Consider the following 18,904-nt stretch of genomic DNA (forward strand, 5'->3'; position numbering starts at 1 on the left):
ATTTTTGGCTTTGGCCACAGCAACCGGGCGCGCCTTTAAGCCGTCCGTAACAAAAGCACCTCTCAAAACCGTGCGTGGTAAGTCAGGTCGGCGCTGCGCGGTGCGCCGAGAATCACCTGGCTGTTCGCATTCGCCCCGCTCCAGCTGGCATACAGCTTGTCGCCCAGATTGCGCACGCGCAGCGTCAGGTCGCCCGCGCCGAGGCGCCAGCGCGCGTACACGTCGGCCGTGGTGAAGGCGTTCATGCGGATCGTGTTGGCGTTGTTGGTGAAGCGCTCGCCCGTGTAATTGAGCGCGGCGCCCAGCTTGAGCGGCATCTGGTCCACCGTGTAGTCGACCCACAGGTTGCCGGTCTTCTTGGCCACATTGGGCGGCAGGTTCCCCGCGCGCGACACCTTGCCCGCTTCGAGCAGCTGGTCGAACTGGGCGTCCAGCACCGCCACGTTCCCGTTGATGCCCAGCTGGCGCGTTGGCCGCCACGCCGCCGCCAGCTCCACCCCGCGTGAAGACTGCTTGCCGCTGTTGACGGTCAGGGCCGGCACTGCGGCATCGCGCGAGAGGATGTTATCGAGTGCGATCCGGTACAGCGCCAGCGTGGCGTCGAGCGTGCCGCCGAAGAGCGACTGCTTGATGCCGATTTCGCTCTGCGTGCCTTTCGACAGGTCGAAGGCGGCATTCGCGGCGCTGAGCAGCAGCAGGTTGCCCGAGCCGACCGGCGCCGAGGCGCTGGTGTGCTGTGCGTACACCGAGATATCCTTGTCGAACGCGTACACGGTGCCGATGCGCAGCGAGCGCGGATCGTAGGTCTGCGCGTACGCGCTTGCCACGCCCGTGTCCAGGTCCTCCGTGCGGCGACCGAGCCTGACCCGGTCCTGGCGCAGGCCCGCCACGATGATCCACTTGTCGGTCACCCATAGCGCGTCTTCAAGGTACAGCGACGCGGTCGGAATACTGGTGGAAAAATTGGTGCGGTTGCCGGCGCCCGTGTACAGCGCGGCGTTGGCGCCCAGCGAGTCGTAGCTGCCGTAGGCAGGATCGAACAGGTCGACCGTCAACGCGGCGCTGGCGGCATTGCCCCCGTTGGAAAAACGGCGGCCGGTGGCAAAGCGCGTCTTGCTGTATTGCGCACCGGCGGCGAAGCGGTGCTTCATGCCCGCCAGATCGCCGCTGTAGGCCAGGTCGAGCCGGTTGCCGAATACTTGATGGTCGTGGGTCACGCCAACCAGGTCGCGCACGATCTGGCGCGGCGCGCTGAAAGTGTAGCTCTCGGCGTTGCGCCAGCTGCGGTCGGCCGTGTAGTACGACAGTTCGTTGCGCAAGGTCCAGCCGGGGGCGAGCTTCCAGGTCAGTTTGGCGCGCGCCCAGGCGCTGTCAGACTTCATCACGGCGTCGTCGACGTTGTAGTTCTTGAATGCCAGGCGGCGGTCGATCACGCGCCCACCGGCATCGCTGACCGCACCTGCGGGATCGGTTGCCAGCGCGCGCGGCACCAGCGGCGAGCCCTGATACGCGTTGACGTTATCTGACAGCAGGTCCAGGCTCAGGTCGAGCGTGATGGCGCGCGTCAATGCGCTGGTGGTGGCCAGGGTCAGACTGTCGTAACGCTGCTTGTTGCGGTCGATGTAGCCGTCCGATTGCTGATGGCTGTAATCGATGCGCACCGCACTGGCCTCGCCCAGTGGACGGTTGATGCCCGCGCCGAGGCGCCAGGTATTGAAGCTCCCGTACGACAGCATCGCTTCGCTGGCCGGCAGCGCGCGGTCCGGCCGCTTGGTGACGAAATTGATCGCACCGCCGATCGCGCCGTCGCCCGACATCAGCGAGGCTGGCCCCTTGAGCACTTCGATGCGCTCGAAGTTCCAGGTGTCCTGGGTGCGCGCGCTCATGGTCGGCACGGCGATGCGGCTGCCGTCGTACAGATAGCTGACAAAGCCCGAACTGAAGCCGCGCGACGAGCTTTGCGACGGCGCGCTGGCATTGCCGCCCTGGGTGATACCGACCGCGCCGCGCACCGCTTCGTCGAGGCTGCGCGCGCCGCGCACGTCGATCAGGTCGCGGTCGATCACGTCGACCGAGGCCGGGGTTTCGCGCAGGCTCAGGTCCAGGCGGCTGCCGACACCCGTGCTGTCGCTGCCGGCCGGCGCGCGGGCACTGTCGATGACGACCACCTGCATCGGTGGCGGCGCATTGTCGGCGCAAGCGGCCAAAGGGCTGTACAGGCAAAGCAGTGCGCAAGGCAGCTTTCTCAATTTCACGGCAAGACTCCTATTGATAATAAGTTCTCATTATCGTATAGTCGTCGACACTTTCGCAATCTTTTAGTGATGCCAACCCCATGGATATGATGAAACCTGCCCTCCAGATGGACAATGTCACGCGCCGATTCGGCGAGCGCGTGGCCCTCAACGGCCTCTCGCTCACCTTGCAGGCGGGCGAGGTGTACGCGCTGCTCGCCCCCAACGGCGCCGGCAAAACCACGGCCCTCAACCTGATCCTCGGCTTTTTGCAGCCGGATGGCGGCAGCATCCATGTGTGCGGCGAACCGGTGGCGGGCGACGCGGCCCGCACGCGCCGCGCGATTGCCTATCTGCCGGAACAGGTGGCGATTTATCCGGAACTGAGCGGGCTGGAAAACCTGCGCTACTTTTCGCTGCTGGCGTCAATCACGCTCGATGACGCCACCCTGCGCCGCCTGCTGACCGAGTCCGGCCTGCGTGCCGATGCGCACGACCGCCACGCGCGCAACTACTCGAAAGGCATGCGCCAGAAAGTCGGCATTGCGATTGCCATGGCGCGCGACGCGAAGCTGCTGCTGCTCGACGAGCCGACATCGGGCCTCGACCCGCTGGCCGCGTCCGAGCTCTCCGGCCTTCTGCGCGCGGCGGCGCAGCGTGGCGTCGCCATTTTGATGGCCACCCATGACCTGTACCGCATCAAGGAAGTGGCCACCCGCGTCGGCGTGCTGCACGGGGGCCGCATCGAACGCGAAATCGATCCGCAGGCGACCGCGCACGCCGCGCTGGAGCAGGTCTATATCGCGGAGCTGGCGCAATGAGCGCGGCGCTGCTGCGCGCCGAAGCCCAGCGCCTGTGGCGCGAACCGCGCCTGCGCTGGGTCGCCATGCTGGCGCCACTGCTACTGCTGATCGTGTTTTTTTCATCGATGAACGGCGCCGCGCGCCTTGCCGACGAACGCACACGCTTCGCCGCATCCGAACGCGCGCGCTGGGTCGCCCAGGGCCAGAAAGACCCGCACAGCGCCGCGCATTTCGGCGTGTGGGCGGTCAAGCCGTCGTCGCCGCTGGTGGTGCTGGCGCCGGGCATCGAACCGTTTGTCGGCCTGTCGGTCTGGCTGGAGGCGCACAAGCGCAACGAGATGATTTTCCGCCCCGGCCAGGATGCCGATCCGATCATGCGCAGCGCCGCCTCGGTGGCGCAGGTGCTCGAAGTGCTCGGGCCGATATTTGCGATCCTGCTCGGTTTTGCCGGCTTTGCCCAGGACCGCCAGCGCGGCACCCTGCGCATGGCTTTCGGTAATGGCGCCGCGCCCGCGCGGCTTTTGCTGGCGCGTTTCGCGGTGATGGTGGGCGCGCTGGTGTGCATGGCGCTCGCTCCCGTGGTGGCGATGGGGACCTTCGCCCTACAGGCGCTGCCCGACGCCGGCTGGAACGGCGCGAGCCGGCTGGCCATCTGGAGCCTGCTGAACTTCATGTACCTGCTGGTGTTTTTACTGATTGCGCTGGCGGTCTCGCTCAAGGCGCCCAGCGGGCGCGCCGCACTGACCATCATGCTGGTGCTCTGGCTGGTGCTGTGCGTGGTGCTGCCGCGCGCCGCCGGCAATGCCGCGCAGGTGCTCGCGCCGGTGCCCTCGTACCAGGAAGTGCGCAGCCGCCTTGAGAACGCGGCGCCCGCCTACGAAGGCGCCGAGAAATGGGAAGCGCGGCGCCGGGCGCTGGTCAAGGCCAATGTGAGCAATGTGCGCGCCGCACAGCTCGACCAGTCCGAGCGCGAATCGCATGAAGTCTTCGACCGCATTCTCGGCCGTTTTTACGACTCGGTGGAGGAGCAGGACCGCGCCTTCGGCTGGCTGGGCGCCATCTCGCCGACGGTCGCGCTGCAAGCGGCCGGCGCGGCCGTCGCCGGCACCGACTTTTACCAGCACCGGCTTTTCATCGACGCCGCCGAAACCTACCGGCGCGCGATGGTCAACCGCCTCAATGGAGACTTGATGCGCCACACGGAACACGAGGACGCGAGCGCGTCGACCGGCAAGCAGTTCTGGGAATCGGTGCCGGCCTTTGCCTACCGCGCGCCGCCTTTGCGCGGCGTGCTTGTGAACGCGGCGGCGCCCTTGCTGCTGCTGTCTGGATGGTGCGTCCTGGCCGGCCTTGCCGCCTGGCGCGCAGCGAAAGGAGTGCAGCCATGACGCGCGCACTGTTCCTGATCGAACTGGCGATGCTGCTCAAGGCCCGCTTTACGTGGATCATCGGCGCGCTGCTGTTTGCGGCGCTGGCGTGGGGAGCGGTCAACGGCCAGGCCAACGCCGATCAACAGCAAGCCACCGTCGACCGGGTGAAGATGCACGCGGCAGCCAAGGTCGCAAGGCAGCAGGCCGACGTGGCGCGCTACAGCCGCCCTGCCGGCACGCTGCTGCCGTACTGGCAGGACCCGTCCGACGCCGCCGGCTACATGCGTTACGGCCTCACGGCGTATGCGCTCAAGCCGCCGTCGCCGCTGGCGGGGCTTGCCATCGGCCAGTCACGCCTGCTGCCGTTCTACATCAAGACCGATCTCGATTACGTGGCGCCGCCGGCTGCCGCGTTCGACTTCATCAACCCGCGCATTCTGAGCCTGGGCGACTTCGATCTGGCGTTCGTGCTGGTGTATGTGCTGCCGCTGGCCTTGATCGCCATCGGTGCTTCTCGCCTGGCGGCGGAGCGCGACTCCGGTGCGCTACGGCTGATGGCGGCGCAACTGCCATCGTTCCGCCAACTGGTGATGCTCAAGTTCAGCGTTGCCGCCATCGTGTGCGTGCCGTTCACGCTCGTGGCGACGGTGCTGGCCCTGCTGGTGGCGGATACCCCCTGCTGTAGCATGCAGGCGCTCGATACGATGCTGCTGCTGGGCGCCGCGCTGGCCGGCTTCACCTTGTTCTGGGTGGCGCTGACGGCGCTGGTGGCGAGCCGCATCGGGGTGGTGGGCAGCTATCTGCGGCTGGTGTCGGTGTGGATCGGATTTACTTTCTTTGTGCCGGCGGCCGGTGCGCTGCTGATCGACATGGCGTATCCGGCGCCGTCGCCACTGCTGTATCTCGACGACCTGCGGCGCGCGAACGACTTCACACCGGCCAATCGCGACGCGCTGTTCGTCAGGTTTGCGCGGGCCGAGCCTGCGTATGCCTCGGCGGCAGAGCGGGTTGGCAAGGTGTCGTATGCAACCAAGCAGATTGCGGTGCAGCGGGTGGTGGAACGACAGGTGGAGGAGCGCGTTGCGGCTGCGGCGCGCCAGAGCGAGGATGCGGCGGGACGGGCAGCCGCGCTGCGCTGGCTATCGCCGGCGATGGTGTTCGATACCTTGCTGCAGCGGGCAGCGGGCAGCGGCGTCGAGCGGCACAAGCGCTTCTTGCAGCGGACAAAGGACTATACGGACGAACTGCGGGCGTTCTTTTGGCCGCGCGCGCTGGCGGAAGCGGCCAATCCGGCCAACGCATGCCAGGGTTGCGCGGCGCGGCTGAACTTCACGGATCACGACAAGATACCGCGCTTCCAGGCGGACCGGCCGCTCGATGGCGTGGCCGGGAGTATTGGCGGGGCGGTGGGGTATTTGTGGATGCTGGCGGGTGCTGTGGTGCTGATGCTGTGGAGCGGGCGGCGGTTCAGGGTGTGACGCGAACAGCCGTTCCCGCGCCAAGGCGGCACTCGGCGGGAACGACGGGGTTAATGCGTCTTCGGCGCGCGCGCCCGGCGTTTCGGCACCGGCGCCGCCTTCGCGCGCTCCGCCGAGCAGTCCGCACACACGCCGTACAGGGTCAGCTCGTGGCGGTCGATCACAAACCCCGCCGGCGCGAGATTTTCCATCGAACCCGGGCAACCTTCGACATCGAACACACGATCGCACGGCACGCAGTGGAAGTGGTGATGGTGGTGATGCGCCGCGTGGCTCATTTCGTAGCGCGCATTTTCGCCCGGCAGGCTCACGGTCTGGATCGTGCCGTCGTCGAGCAGCAGCTTGAGGTTGCGGTAAATGGTCGCGATGCCGATTTCGGACACGGTCTCGCGTACCCCGGCGAGAATTTCCTGAGGTGTAAGCGGGCGGGCCGCCGCATCGATGACAGTACGAATCGCTGTCCGCTGGCGTGTAGAACGTTCCATGGCAAGGCTGTTGAAGCAAAAACCCATTATCCCATAAAGCTGAACAAACACTTGCCTCGCTAATGATAATGCATTATCGTTAACGCCAAGCAGTCAGGTAATGCTCTCCCGACCTCCACCACGAAAGCCATCATTCCGTGCCTTCCATCGACTTCGCAGACAGCAGATCCACACCAGCGGCGCGGCGCGACTTCGCCTGGCCGACCGACCCGGCCAGCGCGCCGGCAACGATCAGCAGCGGGATCTGCCACGGCACCCTGGGCGAGCTGATTCAAGGCCCGTATATCGACGATGGCGCGGCACATATCAGCCTGATCTCGCTACCGGTCAAAAAATACAGCTGCATGCACTTCACCCACGGCGAACGTGCCGGCGCGGATCACGCGCTCGCCAGCAAGACCAAGTGCCAGCAAGCGATCGCACACTACCTGGCGCTGCACCGCAAGCGCCTGCCGCCCGGAACCTGGAGCCACGATTCCGAACTGCTGGAAGGGAAAGGGATGGCCAGTTCGACGGCCGACATCGTGGCCACCATCCGCTGCCTCGACGCGATCTTCGGCATCGAGTCGCCTGGCGAATCGATATCGGCCACCCTGCGTGCGATCGAACGCTCGGACAGCGTGTTTTTGGATACCTACGCGCTGTACCTGAGCGGGCGCCAGCAGGTGGTGCAGTGCTTCGGCAGCGCACCGACCTTCCATGCCTGTTATATCGACGAGGGCAACCGCATCGATACCGAAAGAACCGGCGCGCGCCTGCTCGCGCTGTACCAGGAGCGGCTGACGCCCTACACGGCCAATCTCGACAAGGCGGTCGACGCTTTCCTGCGCAACGACCCGGCCGCCATCGCCGCATGCGCCACGGTCAGCGCGGTGCTGGGGCAGGATGCCATCCCCAAGCGCAACCTCGGCGTGCTGCTCAAGAACCAGGCACGCTATGGCGCCGATGGCATCTTCGTCGCGCATACGGGCAGCCTGGCGGGCTACCTCTACATCCACAAACCGGGCCCAACGCAAATGGGGGCACTCTCGTCATTCTTTCGCGGCCTTGGCTATCAAAGCCGCTTCGTACAGACAGGATTCTGACCATGTTCGATCACATTGCGGACGCCATCAAGGCGCCGGACTTCGTACGCCTCGGCCCCAACCTGTATGTCGCCCGTTTCGAGACGATGAAGGTGTATTCAACGCTGGTGGCGGTCGAGCGCTTGCTGGCAGCGGGCGTGATCCGGCGCGGCGACACCCTGCTCGACAGCTCCAGCGGCATCTATGCCTACGCGCTCGCACTGGCATGCCACAAGTTCGACATGCAGTGCCACATCATCGCCTCGAAAACGGTGGACAAGACGCTGATGGTGCAGCTCCAGCTGCTCGGGGCGAACGTCGAGCAGGTGCCGCCATCGGCCACGCTGAAGATGGATCAGAGCCTGCGCGTGGCGCGCATCCAGGACATCCGCGCGGCCCACCCGCATGTGCACTGGATGCAGCAGTACCACGATGACATTCATTACGCCGGATATGAGCCGATCGCCAGCGAGATCGAACGCCTGCTCGGCACAGATAAGCTGACCATCGTCGGCGGCGTCGGCTCGGGCTGTTCCACCGGCGGCCTGGCGCGCGCGCTGCGCTGCTCCGACGATGCGGTGGAACTGGTTGGCGTACAGCCGTTCGGCAGTGTCACCTTCGGCTGCGCCCATATCGAAGACCCGGGCATCATCATCGCCGGCATCGGCACCGGCATCCCCTTTCGCAACGTGCAGCACGCGCTCTACGACCAAATTCACTGGATCGGTTTCGATTACGGGCTGGCAGGCGCGGTGGCCCTGCTGCGCAGGCACGCGATCTTTGCCGGCCTGTCGAGCGGCTGCTGCTACCTTGCCGCCGCCCGTGAAGCGCAGTTGCGTCCCGAGCGCACGGTGCTGTTCATCGCGCCCGATACCGGTCACCGCTACGTGGACGCGGTCTTCGCGCAGCACGCGAACGCGCTGGAACTGCATGCGCTGGCGCCCGTCCACGTCGACTCGCACGAGCAGCTTGTGCTGCCCTGGTCGGTGATGGACTGGAACCGCCGCACCGCCACCGAAACATTCAACTGAAAAGGGAGTAATCACACCATGGCACACCTGTTAATGATCGAGAGCTGGGTCGGTGGCACCGGCCGTATCTTCCCCGCCACCATCACCGGCGCCGGCCACACCTACACCTTCGTGACGCGCAACCGCGGCCACTATCTGGATGGAGCCGACGCACCGATTCATCCGGTGCTGGCGCACGCCGCCAACGTACTGACGACCGAGACCAACGACGTGCCGGCGCTGATCGCCTTCCTGCGCGCCCAGCACCGCATGCTCAAATTCGACGGCGTGGTGACCATCTGCGACTACTACATCGACACCGTGGCCCAGGTCGCGCAGGTGCTGGAACTGCCGCAGGCGTTTTGCAGCAACGTGGCGATGGTGCGCCGCAAACACCTGGTGCGCGAGGCGCTGGAAAAGGCCGGGCTGCCCAATCCCGTATTCCGCGCGGTGACGTCGTGGGACGCGGCATGCGAAGCGGCCAACGAGATCGGCTATCCGCTGATCCTCAAGCCGTCGGACCTGGCGTCGAGCGCGTTCGTCAAGCTGGTCAGGGATGAAGCGGAACTGTACGCCGCCTTCAGCGCGCTGGAAGCATTCCCGGCCAACTTCCGCGAGCAGGCGCGCGAGCCGCTATGGCTGCTGGAAGAGTACATGAAGGGCGAGGAAGTCAGCGTGGAAGCCTGCACCTTCGGCGGACAGACAAGCATCATCGGCATCACCGACAAGAGCCTGACGGGTTTCCCCTGTTTTATCGAGGATGGGCATATGTTCCCGGCGCGGCTGGACGGCGACGTGAGCGAAGCGGTGTGCGAGCTGGTGACGGCGGCGTTGCAGGCGGTCGGCTTCGACCACGGCATCAGCCACACCGAAGTGAAGATCACGCGCAAGGGGCCGCGCATCGTCGAGATCAATCCGCGCCCGGGCGGCAATTACATTGCGGAGCTGATCGAGCGGGTGACGGGCATTGCATTCCTGTCCGCCCAGATCGACCTGGCGCTTGGCCGCCAGCCCGACCTTGCGCGCAAGCAGACCGGCGTGCAGAGCGCCGCCATCAAGTTCCTGGTCCCGGCGGGCGCAGGCCGGGTCAACGCCATGACCGGCATCGACAGCGTCGCCAGCGCGCCGCACGTTGCGCGCGCGCTGATTGCGAACGTCACCGGCAAGGACCTGGACGCGCCGATCGACAACGCCTGCTACCTGGGCCACGTGGTCGCGGTCGATCCGGACGGCCTGGATGCGCGCAAATATGCGGAGAAGGCACTAAGCCGGGTCGAGATCAGCTTCGCGGACGGCGCCAGGGAGCCGGCCGCGCCGTGGAACGTGGCGGGCCTGATCGACGACGTGCAGTGTGGCCTGTACGGACCGGCGCCGGAGTCGATGCACGTGGTCGGCGCGTCGTGGATTTCGCAGAGCACGCGTTTCCCGGGCACCCAGCAAACCTACCGCAACTACTATCTGGTGCTGCGCGTGGGGGCGGCCTTTGGCGCCTGCTGCATCGAACGCGACGCGCTCGACCCGACGATTGCGCCTGCGCTGGCGGGCAGCAGCGTGGCCGATCTGCTGGCCGATCCGCGCCTACCGGTGCGCATCGCCACGCTCGACGCTTACCTGAATGCGGTGCGGCCACCGCGCGAATCGGCGCTGGCGCAAGCGATGCTGCTGCCAGCCGGCGCGCCGCCGGTGCGTGCCGTGGCGCGCGACAATGCGATTGCCGCGCTGGTGTCGATCAAGCCGGGCCAGCGTGTGGGCCTGATCGGCGTGGTCAATCCGCTGGTGGACGCGATCGCGCGGCATGGCGGGATTTGCCTGCCGTGCGACTTCAACATGGACCGCACCCAGAGCGGGCTGGAAGTGGCGCGCGACATGCTGCCGATCCTGGAGCAGGCCGACATGATCATCGCCACCGGCATGACCTTGTCCAACGGGTCGTTCGACGAGATCCTGATGGCGGCGCGGCGGCGCGGCATTCCGCTGATCGTGTACGCACAGACGGGCAGCGGCATCATCCCGCGCTTCCTGGGCGACGGCGTCAGCGCGGTATGCGCCGAGCCGTTCCCGTTCTCGCAGTTCAGCGCCGATCCGACTTCCGTCTATCTATACCGCGCGCCATGACCGTTCTCTCCGGCCAGGTCCGCAAGCGCGGGCTCAATGCGCTGCTGGTGTACACCTTCCTGATGGTGGTCGGCTTTGCGATGCTGATGCCGCTGGTGAGCGTGCACTTTGTGAGCAACGCGGGCATGGCCGCAGCCGTGGTCGGCGGCGCGCTGGCACTGCGCCAGATGACCCAGCAGGGCCTCGCACTGGTGGGCGGCATGCTGGCAGACCGCTTCGGCGTGCGGCCCATGATCTGCCTGGGCGTGCTGCTACGCGCGGCCGGCTTTGCCAGCCTGGCGTTCGCCGATGATGCCGTCATGCTGTGCGTGGCGATGGTGGTGTCGGCACTCGGTGGCGCACTGTTCGAGGCGCCTTACCAGGCGGCGATTGCGGCCCTGACCACCGACGAGACGCGGCCGCGCTACTACGCGCTCAGTAACTGGGTCAGCGGGATTGCCAGCACCATTGGCCCGCTGGCCGGCGTGGCGCTGCTGCATGTGGACTTCCAGATGGTGTGCCTGGCTGCGGCCGCGTGCTTCGCGCTCAACTGCGGCATCACACTGTGGATGCTGCCGCCACTGGAAATCCAGGAGGCTCCGCAGGCCATGACGCACCGTCTCGCCCTGGTGACGCGCGACCGGCCCTTTTTGCTGTTCACCGGCCTGATGATGGGGTACTGGTTCGTGGCGGTACAGATCAATATCAGCTTTCCGCTGCTGGCCGAACGCCTGAGCGGAAACCAGGATAGCGTGGGCATCATGTTCGCGCTCAGCGCCGGCATGACGGTGCTGCTGCAATATCACCTGCTGCGGGTGGCGGAGCGCTGGCTGTCGACGCAGCAGATCCTGGTGCTGGGCGTGACGATCATCGCGCTCGGTGCCGGCGCCATCGCGCTGGCGCATACCTTCACAGCCTTCCTGGTGTGCGTGGCGGCGTTTTCGGTGGGCGCCATCCTGGTGCGGCCAACCATGCAGAACCTGATCGCCAGCATGGCCAATCCGCAGGCGCTGGGGACCTTTCTCGGTTTCAGTTCGCTCAGCCTGGCGCTTGGCGGCGCGATCGGCAATGTGACCGGCGGCTGGCTGGTCGAGTTCTCAAGCGCGCGTCAATGGCCGCAACTGCCGTGGATGATATTTTGCGCGGTCGGGCTCTTGAGCGCCTTCGGCCTGTTCCGTTTGGCGCCACGCGCGCGGGAGGCCGCATGAACAAGCAGCAAGCGATTGCGCTGCTGTGCGGCGCGGTGGCCGTGGCCAGTGCGGCGCGCTACTGGAGCACGCCCGCGCGCGCCCAGGCGGCCCTGCCCTCCCCGCCCGCCATCGTGGTCAATACCGTGGTGGCGGTGGTGCGCGACGTACCGGTGGAGCTGCGGGCGAATGGCACGGTGACCCCGTCCAGCGTGGTGGACGTGCACGCGCAGACCACCAGCCTGGTGAAGCAAGTGCATATCCGCGAGGGCCAGTTCGTCAAGGAAGGCCAGCTGCTGTTTTCACTGGACGAGCGTGCCGACCGCGCCGGCGTGGAGCGCGCGCAGGCGCAGGTGATGCGCGACGAGGCGGCGCTGGCCGGCCTGGAGCTGCGCTACCGGCGCAGCATGGAACTGCTGGAGAAGCAGTTCATCGCCATCAACGCGGTCGATACGCTGCGCAGCGAGGTCGATGCGGCGCGCGCACTGCTGCGGGCCGACCAGGCAGCGCTGCGGGCCGCATCGGTGGGCGCCAGCTACAACACGATCCGCGCGCCGATGGCGGGCCGGGTTGGCGCGATCACGGTGTATCCGGGCAGCCTGGTGCAGGTGAGTACCCTGCTTGCCACGGTTACGCGGCTCGATCCGATTGCGGTCGCATTCACCCTGCCGGAGTCAAACGTGGGCGAACTGCTGGCGGCGCACCAGCGCGGCGCGGTCGCGGTGGAGGCCAACCACCGCACCGGCACGCTGAGCTTCATCGACAACCGCGTCGACCCGGTGGCCGGGGCGATCCGGGTCAAGGCGAGTTTCGAGAATGGCGACGCCGGCATGTGGCCGGGGCAGTATGTGGACGCGCGCGTCACCGTGCGCACACTGCGCAGCGCGGTCGTGATTCCGCAGGCGGCGATGATCACCAGCACCGCCGGCACCTTCGTGTATGTGGTGGGGCCGGACCAGACGGTGGCACAGGTGGCGGTGAAGCAGCTGCATGCGTTCGGGTCGAGTGCGGCGGTCACCGGCCTGGCAGGCAGCGAAACCATCGTCACCGAGGGCAAGCAGAATCTGAAGCCCGGTGCGCGCGTCAAGGCGGGCCGGGGATGAACCTGTCCGCCTATTGCATCGAGCGCCCCGTGATGGTGGTGCTGCTGTCGGCCAGCCTGGTGATTGCCGGGCTGCTGGCATACCGCTTCATTCCCGTGTCCGCGCTACCAAGCTACAACACGCCGGTCATCAACGTGCAGGCCAACCTGCCGGGTGCGAGTCCGGAAACGATGGCCGCGTCGGTGGCGCTGCCGCTGGAGAAGGAGTTCTCGGCGATTGCCGGCGTCACCTTGCTGACCTCCACCAGCACCCTGGGCGCGACGTCGCTGACGCTGGAGTTCGGGCCGGCCATCGACATCAATGCCGCCGCGGTGGACGTGCAGGCGGCGCTGCTGCGGGCGCAACGCGCGCTGCCACGGGAAATGACCGAGCTGCCGTCGTACCGCAAGGTCAATCCGGCGGAAGCGCCGGTGCTGTCGATGGAGTTGACGTCGCCATCGATGGGCTTGTCGGAGCTGAACGACTACGCGGAGAACCTGATTGCGCCAGGCTTGTCGGGCCTGCCCGGCGTGGCGCAGATGACGGTACTGGGCCAGAAGCGCTTCGCCGTGCGGGTGCGCGCCCATCCCGGCCGCATGAAGGCGCGCGACCTGTCGATGGATGAACTGGCGGCCGCGCTGCAAGCGGCCAACGCCAATACGCCGCTCGGTGTGCTGGACGGGCCGGCCCAGACCATGGTTATCCAGGGTAACGCGCAACTGCTCAAGGCAGCCGACTATGCCGGGTTGATCGTGGCCATGCGCGCAGGCCAGCCGGTGCGCCTTGGCGACGTGGCCGACGTCGAGGACAGCTACCAGTCGGTGCGCTCGGCCAGCAGTTTTAACGGCGAGCGCTCGATCGTGCTGCTGCTGTACCGGCAGCCGGATGCGAATACCCTGGCCGTGGTCGACGCGGCCAGGCGCACGCTCGAACGCATGCGCACGCAGTTGCCGCAATCGGTGGCGATCAATATGGTCAACGACCGTTCGGTATCGGTGCGCGAGGCGATGCATGACGTGAATGTCACGCTCGGGCTGACCATCGCGCTGGTGATCCTGGTGATCGTTTTGTTCCTGCGCCATGCGGCAGCGACCCTGATCCCGGCGCTGGCGATTCCAATTTCCCTGCTTGGCGCGCTGCTGCTGATGCACTGGCTCGGCTACAGCCTGAATAATGTCTCGCTACTGGGGATCACCCTGGCCGTGGGGCTGGTGGTGGACGATGCGATTGTCGTGCTGGAGAATATCGTGCGCCATATCGAGGCGGGCAAGACCCCGGTTGATGCCGCCATCACCGGGGCGCGCGAAGTGAGCCTGACCATCGTGTCGATCTCGATCTCGCTGGCGGCAGTGTTCATGCCGGTCTTCTTCATGCCGGGGGTGATGGGATTGCTGTTCCACGAGTTTGCCGTGGTGGTGTCGCTGGCGGTACTGGTGTCGGCGCTGGTGTCGCTGACGCTGGTGCCGATGCTGTCGAGCCGACTGCTGACTGAACATGAACGTCACGGCACAGCCACCAATACCGCCTTCGGGCGCGTCGAAAGGGCGTATGCGAGATCGCTCGACAAGGCGCTCGCACACCGGCCCATGGTGCTGCTGGCGGCACTGGCCCTTCTGGTGCTGACGGTGGGGCTGTATGTGGCCATTCCCAAGGGCCTGCTGCCGGAAGAGGACCTGGGCCAGATCCGCGTGTCGACCGAGGCATCGGAAGATATATCGCCCTCCGCCATGCTGGCACTGCAAGTGAAGGTGGCGGCGGCAATCAAGGCCGATCCGAATGTGCGCGATGTGACGTCGTCGGTCAGCGGCGACAACAGCGGCAGCCTGTTCCTGCTGCTGAAACCACGCGGGCAGCGCGCGCCGATGGCCGATGTGATCGCGAGCCTGAAACGCGCCACCAGCGCGATTGCCGGCGTGGCCGTGTATGTCAAGCCCGTACAGAATTTCCAGGTGGGCGGACGGCCGAGCAAGAGCCGCTACCAGTACACGCTGCAAAGCGTGGGTGCCGGCGGTCCCGATGAATGGGCAGCGCGTTTCCTGGAGCGGATGCGGGCCGACCCGCGCTTTAGCGACGTGACCAGCGATGCGCGCAACCGCGGCTTGCAGGCGAGCTTGAAGATCGACCGCGACAAGGCGGCGGTGCTGGGCGTGCGGGTCGCCGATCTGCGCAGCGCTCTGTATTCGGCCTTTGGCGAGCGCCAGGTGGCGACCATGTACGGGACGGGCGCCACCTATTCGGTCATCCTCGAATCGGTGCAGGCCGAGCGCCAGTTCGACGATGCGCTGGGCCATGTGTCGGTGCGCAGCAAGGCGGGTGAGCTGGTGAACGTGTCGAGCTTTGCGACGGTGGAGCGAACGCTGGGGCCCTTGTCGGTCAATCACCAGGGGCAGCTGCAAGCGATCACGCTGTCGTTCAACCTGGCGCCCGGCGTGGCGCTGGATGCGGCGACCGGCGCCATTGATGCCATGGGGCGGGACATGCGGCTGCCGGCGTCCATCGTGGCGCATTATGGCGGCGACGCGGCGGTGTTCCAGGAGGCGCAATCGAGCCAGGTATGGCTGATCGTGGCCGCGCTCGGGGTGATCTACATCCTGCTCGGGGTACTGTACGAGAGCTATATTCACCCGCTGACCATCCTGGCCGGGTTGCCATCGGCGGCGGTTGGCGCGCTGCTGACCTTATGGCTGTCCGGGATGGAGCTGACCATGATTGCGGTGATCGGCATGTTGCTGCTGATCGGGATCGTGAAGAAGAACGCCATCATGATCATCGACTTTGCGCTTCACTTGCAGCGCGAGGAAGGCATGGCGCCGGACCTGGCGGTGCGGCAGGCTTGCCTGCTACGCTTCCGGCCGATCATGATGACGACGATTGCGGCGCTGATGGGTGCCCTGCCGATTGCGCTGGGATGGGGCGCGGGGGCCGAGCTGCGCCAGCCGCTGGGACTTGCGGTGGTCGGGGGACTGGCGTTTTCGCAGCTGGTTACGCTGTATGTGACGCCGGTGATGTACCTGGCGCTGGACCGGTTTGAGTGCAAGACGAAGCGTCGGCGGGAGAAACCGGCGCGGGCCGGACGCCGTGATTGCGTTGTTGGCGAGACGGTCCTTTGACGGAGCGCCGTCCCCGGCGCTCCGCCTGGCAAAAACGATCAGGCAGGCTGGCGGCCAGCCGTGCCAGCGGCTTTCGACTCCAGGCTGTACGCACCGGCGCCAAAGGCGACCACTTGCAGCAGGCCCCCGGCCATGGCCAGGTTTTTCAGCAGGTGAATCAGCTGGTTCTGGTCGCCGATCGCATGGTGGAACACCAGGCCGGTCACGATGGAGAACAGCGCCAGCCCGAGTGCCACCAGGCGCGTCTTGATGCCCAGGGCGAGCATCAGCCCGCCCACCAGTTCAACCGCAATGGCGACAACCAGGCCGACCGAGGCCAGTGGCAGGCCCATGGCCTCGATGTAGCCGATGGTGGCCGCCGGCGCCATGATTTTCCCGATCGCGCTGAAGATAAAGATCGTTGCCAGCAGCACGCGGCCGATGACGGGAATAGCGGAAGTGTGTTGAGTCGTGCTGTTCATGGTATTTCCCTTCAATTCAGATAATTTATATGTTGGTCCGGTACAGCGCTTACATCAGTTTCGCCGCGCGCAGCTGGGTGCCGATGCGCTCGATTTCCTTTTCGCCCTTGGCCAGCGCCGCTGCGCTGGTATGCACCGAGTAGTAACCCGTTACCAGGTCGTAGGGATGCTTGGGAGCGGAGCCGAGCACGAACTGCGTTGCACCCTGGGCGACAACATCGATGGCGCCCTCGCCTTCTTCAAAGACCGCCACTTCGCGCTTGACCACCGTGTGCGCCGTTTGCAGGGCGCCGCTGGCGACCGAGACCCAGGCCACGTCATGGCCGGCAGGTGGCGTGTAAGTCCATTTTTCGCCGTCCGCCAGCGTCACATGCAGATAGTTGATCGGCGCGCGCGGACGAATCGCGCTGCTTGCGTTGCCATACTTGCCGATGATGACGCGGGCCGGACCATGGCTCTGCACTTCATCCGGCGCCAGATACTGGCTTTGCGCAGGGCCGTTTTCATCTTCTTCCGGCAGTGCCAGCCAAAGCTGGAAGCCTTCGACCCGCTGGCCGGGGACCGCACCGCCATCGTGCCAGACGCCGCCGCCGGCGCTCATCCACTCCACGCCACCGGTCGGCAAGATGCCTTGATGGCCGGTCGTTTCCTTGTATGCGACGGCGCCATCGAGCACCACGGTGACGGTGGCGATGCCCGAATGCGGGTGCAGGCCCATGTTGCTGCCGTTGGTGCCGAGCTGGAACAGGTCGAGGAAGACGAACGGTTTGATCAGCTGGCCGATGTCGCCGGGGCTGACCAGGCGGTTGATGCCGCCCTGGGTGTGGCCTGCGGAACGCAGCGCCAGTTGACGCCCGGCTGCTGCGGTTTGCTTGAGTTGCGCTTGATTCATGTTCATGAGGTACTCCATTCTTCCGGGTTGTTAGTGCATGAGTAGAATCTTAGGCCGCCTCGATACATCGGAGAAGCCTATATAATTAGATCGATAGTATCCAAGGAATAGATATATGCTTGACGGGATGTCGATCGACCAGCTGCGCACCTTTATTGCCGCTGCGGACGAAGGGAGTTTTTCGGCGGCTGGCCGCAAGCTGCGCCGTGCGCAGTCGGTGGTGAGCACGGCGCTGGCGAACCTGGAGTTACAGGTGGGGTTTGCGCTGTTCGAGCGGACCGGCCGCTATCCCCAGCTGACCGAGGCTGGCCGGGCGATGCTGGAACTGGCGCGCGCGGCCGCGCAGAGCATGGATGAGTTCAAGGCCAAGGCGCGCAGCCTGGCGGAGGGACTGGAACCCGAGCTGGCCGTGGCGGTGGATGTGATGTATCCGATTGCCAACCTGACTGCGGCCGTGCAAGCCTTTCACCAGGCGTTTCCCTCGACGCCCTTGCGGCTGTACGTGGAAGCGTTGGGCGCGGTGTTGCAGCCTTTGCTGGACGGGAATTGCCGGGTGGCGGTGATCGGCTCGCTGCCGGAGATTCCGGCCGGCTGCGCGTCCGAGTTCTTGTTGAGCGTGGCGGCGGTGACGGTCGTCGCGCCAACCCATCCGCTGGCGGCGCTGCAAGGCATGGTGCCGCGCTCCGCCGCAGCCGAACATATCCAGCTGGTGCTGACGGACCGCTCATCGCTGACCGCGGGACGCAATTTCGGGGTGGTGTCGACGCGTGTGTGGCGCCTGGCGGACCTGGGCGCGAAGCATGCGTTCCTGCGCGCCGGACTGGGATGGGGGCACATGCCGCTGCACATGGTCGAGGCCGACATCCGCAGCGGCGCGCTGGTGCCGATTCAGCTTGAAATCTTCGCGACGGCCGGGCCGGGGTTTTCCATGCATGCGATCCACCTGGCGGACAATCCACCGGGCCGTGCCGGCCGCTGGTTCATCGATCAGCTGAAACAGGGCTAAGGGAGAATGCTGACCTTGTCGCCTGGGCGCACGAGGTCGTACAGCACGCGCATCTGCTTGTCGTCGAGGGCGATGCAGCCCCAGGTCCAGTCGCTGCCGGCGCCTTTGCCGTGGATGAAAATTTCGCCGCCCATGGGCGTGTGCTGGGATGGCACGCGTCCTTGTTTGATGGCCTCCGCCATGGCTGCGTGCTGGCCGGGCGTGATGATGCCCGACTTGACGGCCAGGGCGGCGTCGTCGAGATTGGGGTAGCTGATGCCGAGCGACAGGTAAAACTGGCTCTGCGGATTCTTGTGCGTGATCAGGTAGCTTCCTTCGGGCGTCTTGCGGTCGCCCTGGCGCAGCTTGCGTCCGGTTGGCGAGGCGCCCAGGCCGATCTTGAAGGTGCGAGTCACGCCGTCGGCCTTGTATTCCAGGATGCGTTTCGCCTTGAACACGGTGATGTGCGCGGCCCATGCCGGCACACTGCCGAGCAGGAGGAAAAGGAAGCTGGCGAGAAAAGAGAAATGGCGCATGGAGGTGAACTGGCCGCACTGCGACGCATTCATCGGTCGTTGTCGAACTGGCTATTTTGCACTGATTCAAGCATTGCGTGGCAAAAATACTGCCGTGCCGATCGGCGCGGGAC

General features: G+C 65.9%; 15 protein-coding genes. 10 read left to right on the top strand and 5 right to left on the bottom strand.

Annotated features, from left to right (window positions below; all coding sequences use genetic code 11):
- Positions 1-62: 62 nt before the first annotated feature.
- Positions 63-2,255, bottom strand: coding sequence for a TonB-dependent receptor (locus F2P44_RS00520; protein WP_167084042.1), 2,193 nt, complete (start codon positions 2,253-2,255; stop codon positions 63-65).
- An 89-nt stretch (positions 2,256-2,344) separates the two neighbouring features.
- Between F2P44_RS00520 and F2P44_RS00525 the strand changes: the two genes are divergently transcribed.
- From F2P44_RS00525 to F2P44_RS00535, 3 genes are read left to right on the top strand one after another with little or no spacing between them, the layout of a single operon-like run.
- The gene (locus tag F2P44_RS00525) at positions 2,345-3,055 is read left to right on the top strand and encodes an ABC transporter ATP-binding protein (protein ID WP_223164972.1); all 711 of its coding nucleotides are present in this window, start codon (positions 2,345-2,347) and stop codon (positions 3,053-3,055) included.
- A complete protein-coding gene (locus F2P44_RS00530) occupies positions 3,052-4,425 on the top strand; it encodes a DUF3526 domain-containing protein (RefSeq protein WP_167084044.1) in 1,374 nt (457 codons plus the stop codon). Before F2P44_RS00525 ends, F2P44_RS00530 begins: the two co-directional genes overlap by 4 nt.
- Positions 4,422-5,885, top strand: coding sequence for a DUF3526 domain-containing protein (locus F2P44_RS00535; RefSeq protein WP_167084046.1), 1,464 nt, complete (start codon positions 4,422-4,424; stop codon positions 5,883-5,885). The genes F2P44_RS00530 and F2P44_RS00535 overlap by 4 nt, the downstream gene beginning before the upstream one ends.
- Before the next feature lie 50 nt (positions 5,886-5,935).
- On the opposite strand, the gene F2P44_RS00540 is transcribed toward F2P44_RS00535, so the two are convergent.
- Entirely contained in the window at positions 5,936-6,370 is a 435-nt protein-coding gene (locus F2P44_RS00540) for a Fur family transcriptional regulator (RefSeq protein WP_167084627.1), read from the bottom strand.
- Between the two features lie 137 nt (positions 6,371-6,507).
- On the opposite strand from F2P44_RS00540, the gene F2P44_RS00545 reads away from it, so the two are divergent.
- From F2P44_RS00545 to F2P44_RS00575, 6 genes are read left to right on the top strand one after another with little or no spacing between them, the layout of a single operon-like run.
- Positions 6,508-7,455, top strand: coding sequence for a GHMP family kinase ATP-binding protein (locus F2P44_RS00545; RefSeq protein ID WP_167084048.1), 948 nt, complete (start codon positions 6,508-6,510; stop codon positions 7,453-7,455).
- 2 nt (positions 7,456-7,457) lie between these two features.
- Entirely contained in the window at positions 7,458-8,465 is a 1,008-nt protein-coding gene (locus F2P44_RS00550) for a pyridoxal-phosphate dependent enzyme (RefSeq protein ID WP_167084050.1), read from the top strand.
- A gap of 18 nt (positions 8,466-8,483) precedes the next feature.
- Positions 8,484-10,559, top strand: a complete 2,076-nt coding sequence (locus F2P44_RS35000) for an ATP-grasp domain-containing protein (RefSeq protein WP_223164973.1) — start codon at positions 8,484-8,486, stop codon at positions 10,557-10,559.
- The gene (locus F2P44_RS00565) at positions 10,556-11,746 is read left to right on the top strand and encodes an MFS transporter (RefSeq protein WP_167084052.1); all 1,191 of its coding nucleotides are present in this window, start codon (positions 10,556-10,558) and stop codon (positions 11,744-11,746) included. The genes F2P44_RS35000 and F2P44_RS00565 overlap by 4 nt, the downstream gene beginning before the upstream one ends.
- On the top strand, positions 11,743-12,828 hold the full coding sequence (locus F2P44_RS00570; protein ID WP_167084053.1) for an efflux RND transporter periplasmic adaptor subunit: 1,086 nt from the start codon (positions 11,743-11,745) through the stop codon (positions 12,826-12,828). The genes F2P44_RS00565 and F2P44_RS00570 overlap by 4 nt, the downstream gene beginning before the upstream one ends.
- Entirely contained in the window at positions 12,825-15,917 is a 3,093-nt protein-coding gene (locus F2P44_RS00575) for an efflux RND transporter permease subunit (protein WP_167084055.1), read from the top strand. The genes F2P44_RS00570 and F2P44_RS00575 overlap by 4 nt, the downstream gene beginning before the upstream one ends.
- 38 nt (positions 15,918-15,955) lie before the next feature.
- Here the strand turns inward: F2P44_RS00575 and F2P44_RS00580 are convergent, their stop codons facing one another.
- Complete coding sequence (locus F2P44_RS00580) at positions 15,956-16,378, bottom strand: DoxX family protein (RefSeq protein ID WP_167084057.1); 423 nt, start codon at positions 16,376-16,378, stop codon at positions 15,956-15,958.
- A 49-nt stretch (positions 16,379-16,427) separates the two neighbouring features.
- Entirely contained in the window at positions 16,428-17,276 is an 849-nt protein-coding gene (locus F2P44_RS00585; protein ID WP_223164974.1) for a pirin family protein, read from the bottom strand.
- Positions 17,277-17,385: 109 nt separating this feature from the next.
- Here F2P44_RS00585 and F2P44_RS00590 point away from each other — a divergent pair, with 109 nt between their 5' ends.
- On the top strand, positions 17,386-18,276 hold the full coding sequence (locus tag F2P44_RS00590; protein WP_167084059.1) for a LysR family transcriptional regulator: 891 nt from the start codon (positions 17,386-17,388) through the stop codon (positions 18,274-18,276).
- On the opposite strand, the gene F2P44_RS00595 is transcribed toward F2P44_RS00590, so the two are convergent.
- Positions 18,273-18,824, bottom strand: coding sequence for a L,D-transpeptidase family protein (locus F2P44_RS00595; RefSeq protein ID WP_167084061.1), 552 nt, complete (start codon positions 18,822-18,824; stop codon positions 18,273-18,275). The genes F2P44_RS00590 and F2P44_RS00595 overlap by 4 nt on opposite strands.
- Between the last annotated feature and the right edge of the window lie 80 nt (positions 18,825-18,904).

It is taken from the genome of Massilia frigida (assembly GCF_011682175.1).
Lineage (GTDB): Bacteria > Pseudomonadota > Gammaproteobacteria > Burkholderiales > Burkholderiaceae_D > Telluria_A > Telluria_A frigida.

Coding starts and splice junctions, on each gene's coding strand:
- F2P44_RS00525 (WP_223164972.1), top strand. CDS start 2,345: ATGAAACCTGCCCTCCAGATGGACAATGTCACGCGCCGATTCGGCGAG.
- F2P44_RS00530 (WP_167084044.1), top strand. CDS start 3,052: ATGAGCGCGGCGCTGCTGCGCGCCGAAGCCCAGCGCCTGTGGCGCGAA.
- F2P44_RS00535 (WP_167084046.1), top strand. CDS start 4,422: ATGACGCGCGCACTGTTCCTGATCGAACTGGCGATGCTGCTCAAGGCC.
- F2P44_RS00540 (WP_167084627.1), bottom strand. CDS start 6,370: ATGGAACGTTCTACACGCCAGCGGACAGCGATTCGTACTGTCATCGAT.
- F2P44_RS00550 (WP_167084050.1), top strand. CDS start 7,458: ATGTTCGATCACATTGCGGACGCCATCAAGGCGCCGGACTTCGTACGC.
- F2P44_RS35000 (WP_223164973.1), top strand. CDS start 8,484: ATGGCACACCTGTTAATGATCGAGAGCTGGGTCGGTGGCACCGGCCGT.
- F2P44_RS00565 (WP_167084052.1), top strand. CDS start 10,556: ATGACCGTTCTCTCCGGCCAGGTCCGCAAGCGCGGGCTCAATGCGCTG.
- F2P44_RS00570 (WP_167084053.1), top strand. CDS start 11,743: ATGAACAAGCAGCAAGCGATTGCGCTGCTGTGCGGCGCGGTGGCCGTG.
- F2P44_RS00575 (WP_167084055.1), top strand. CDS start 12,825: ATGAACCTGTCCGCCTATTGCATCGAGCGCCCCGTGATGGTGGTGCTG.
- F2P44_RS00580 (WP_167084057.1), bottom strand. CDS start 16,378: ATGAACAGCACGACTCAACACACTTCCGCTATTCCCGTCATCGGCCGC.
- F2P44_RS00585 (WP_223164974.1), bottom strand. CDS start 17,276: ATGAACATGAATCAAGCGCAACTCAAGCAAACCGCAGCAGCCGGGCGT.
- F2P44_RS00590 (WP_167084059.1), top strand. CDS start 17,386: ATGCTTGACGGGATGTCGATCGACCAGCTGCGCACCTTTATTGCCGCT.
- F2P44_RS00595 (WP_167084061.1), bottom strand. CDS start 18,824: ATGAATGCGTCGCAGTGCGGCCAGTTCACCTCCATGCGCCATTTCTCT.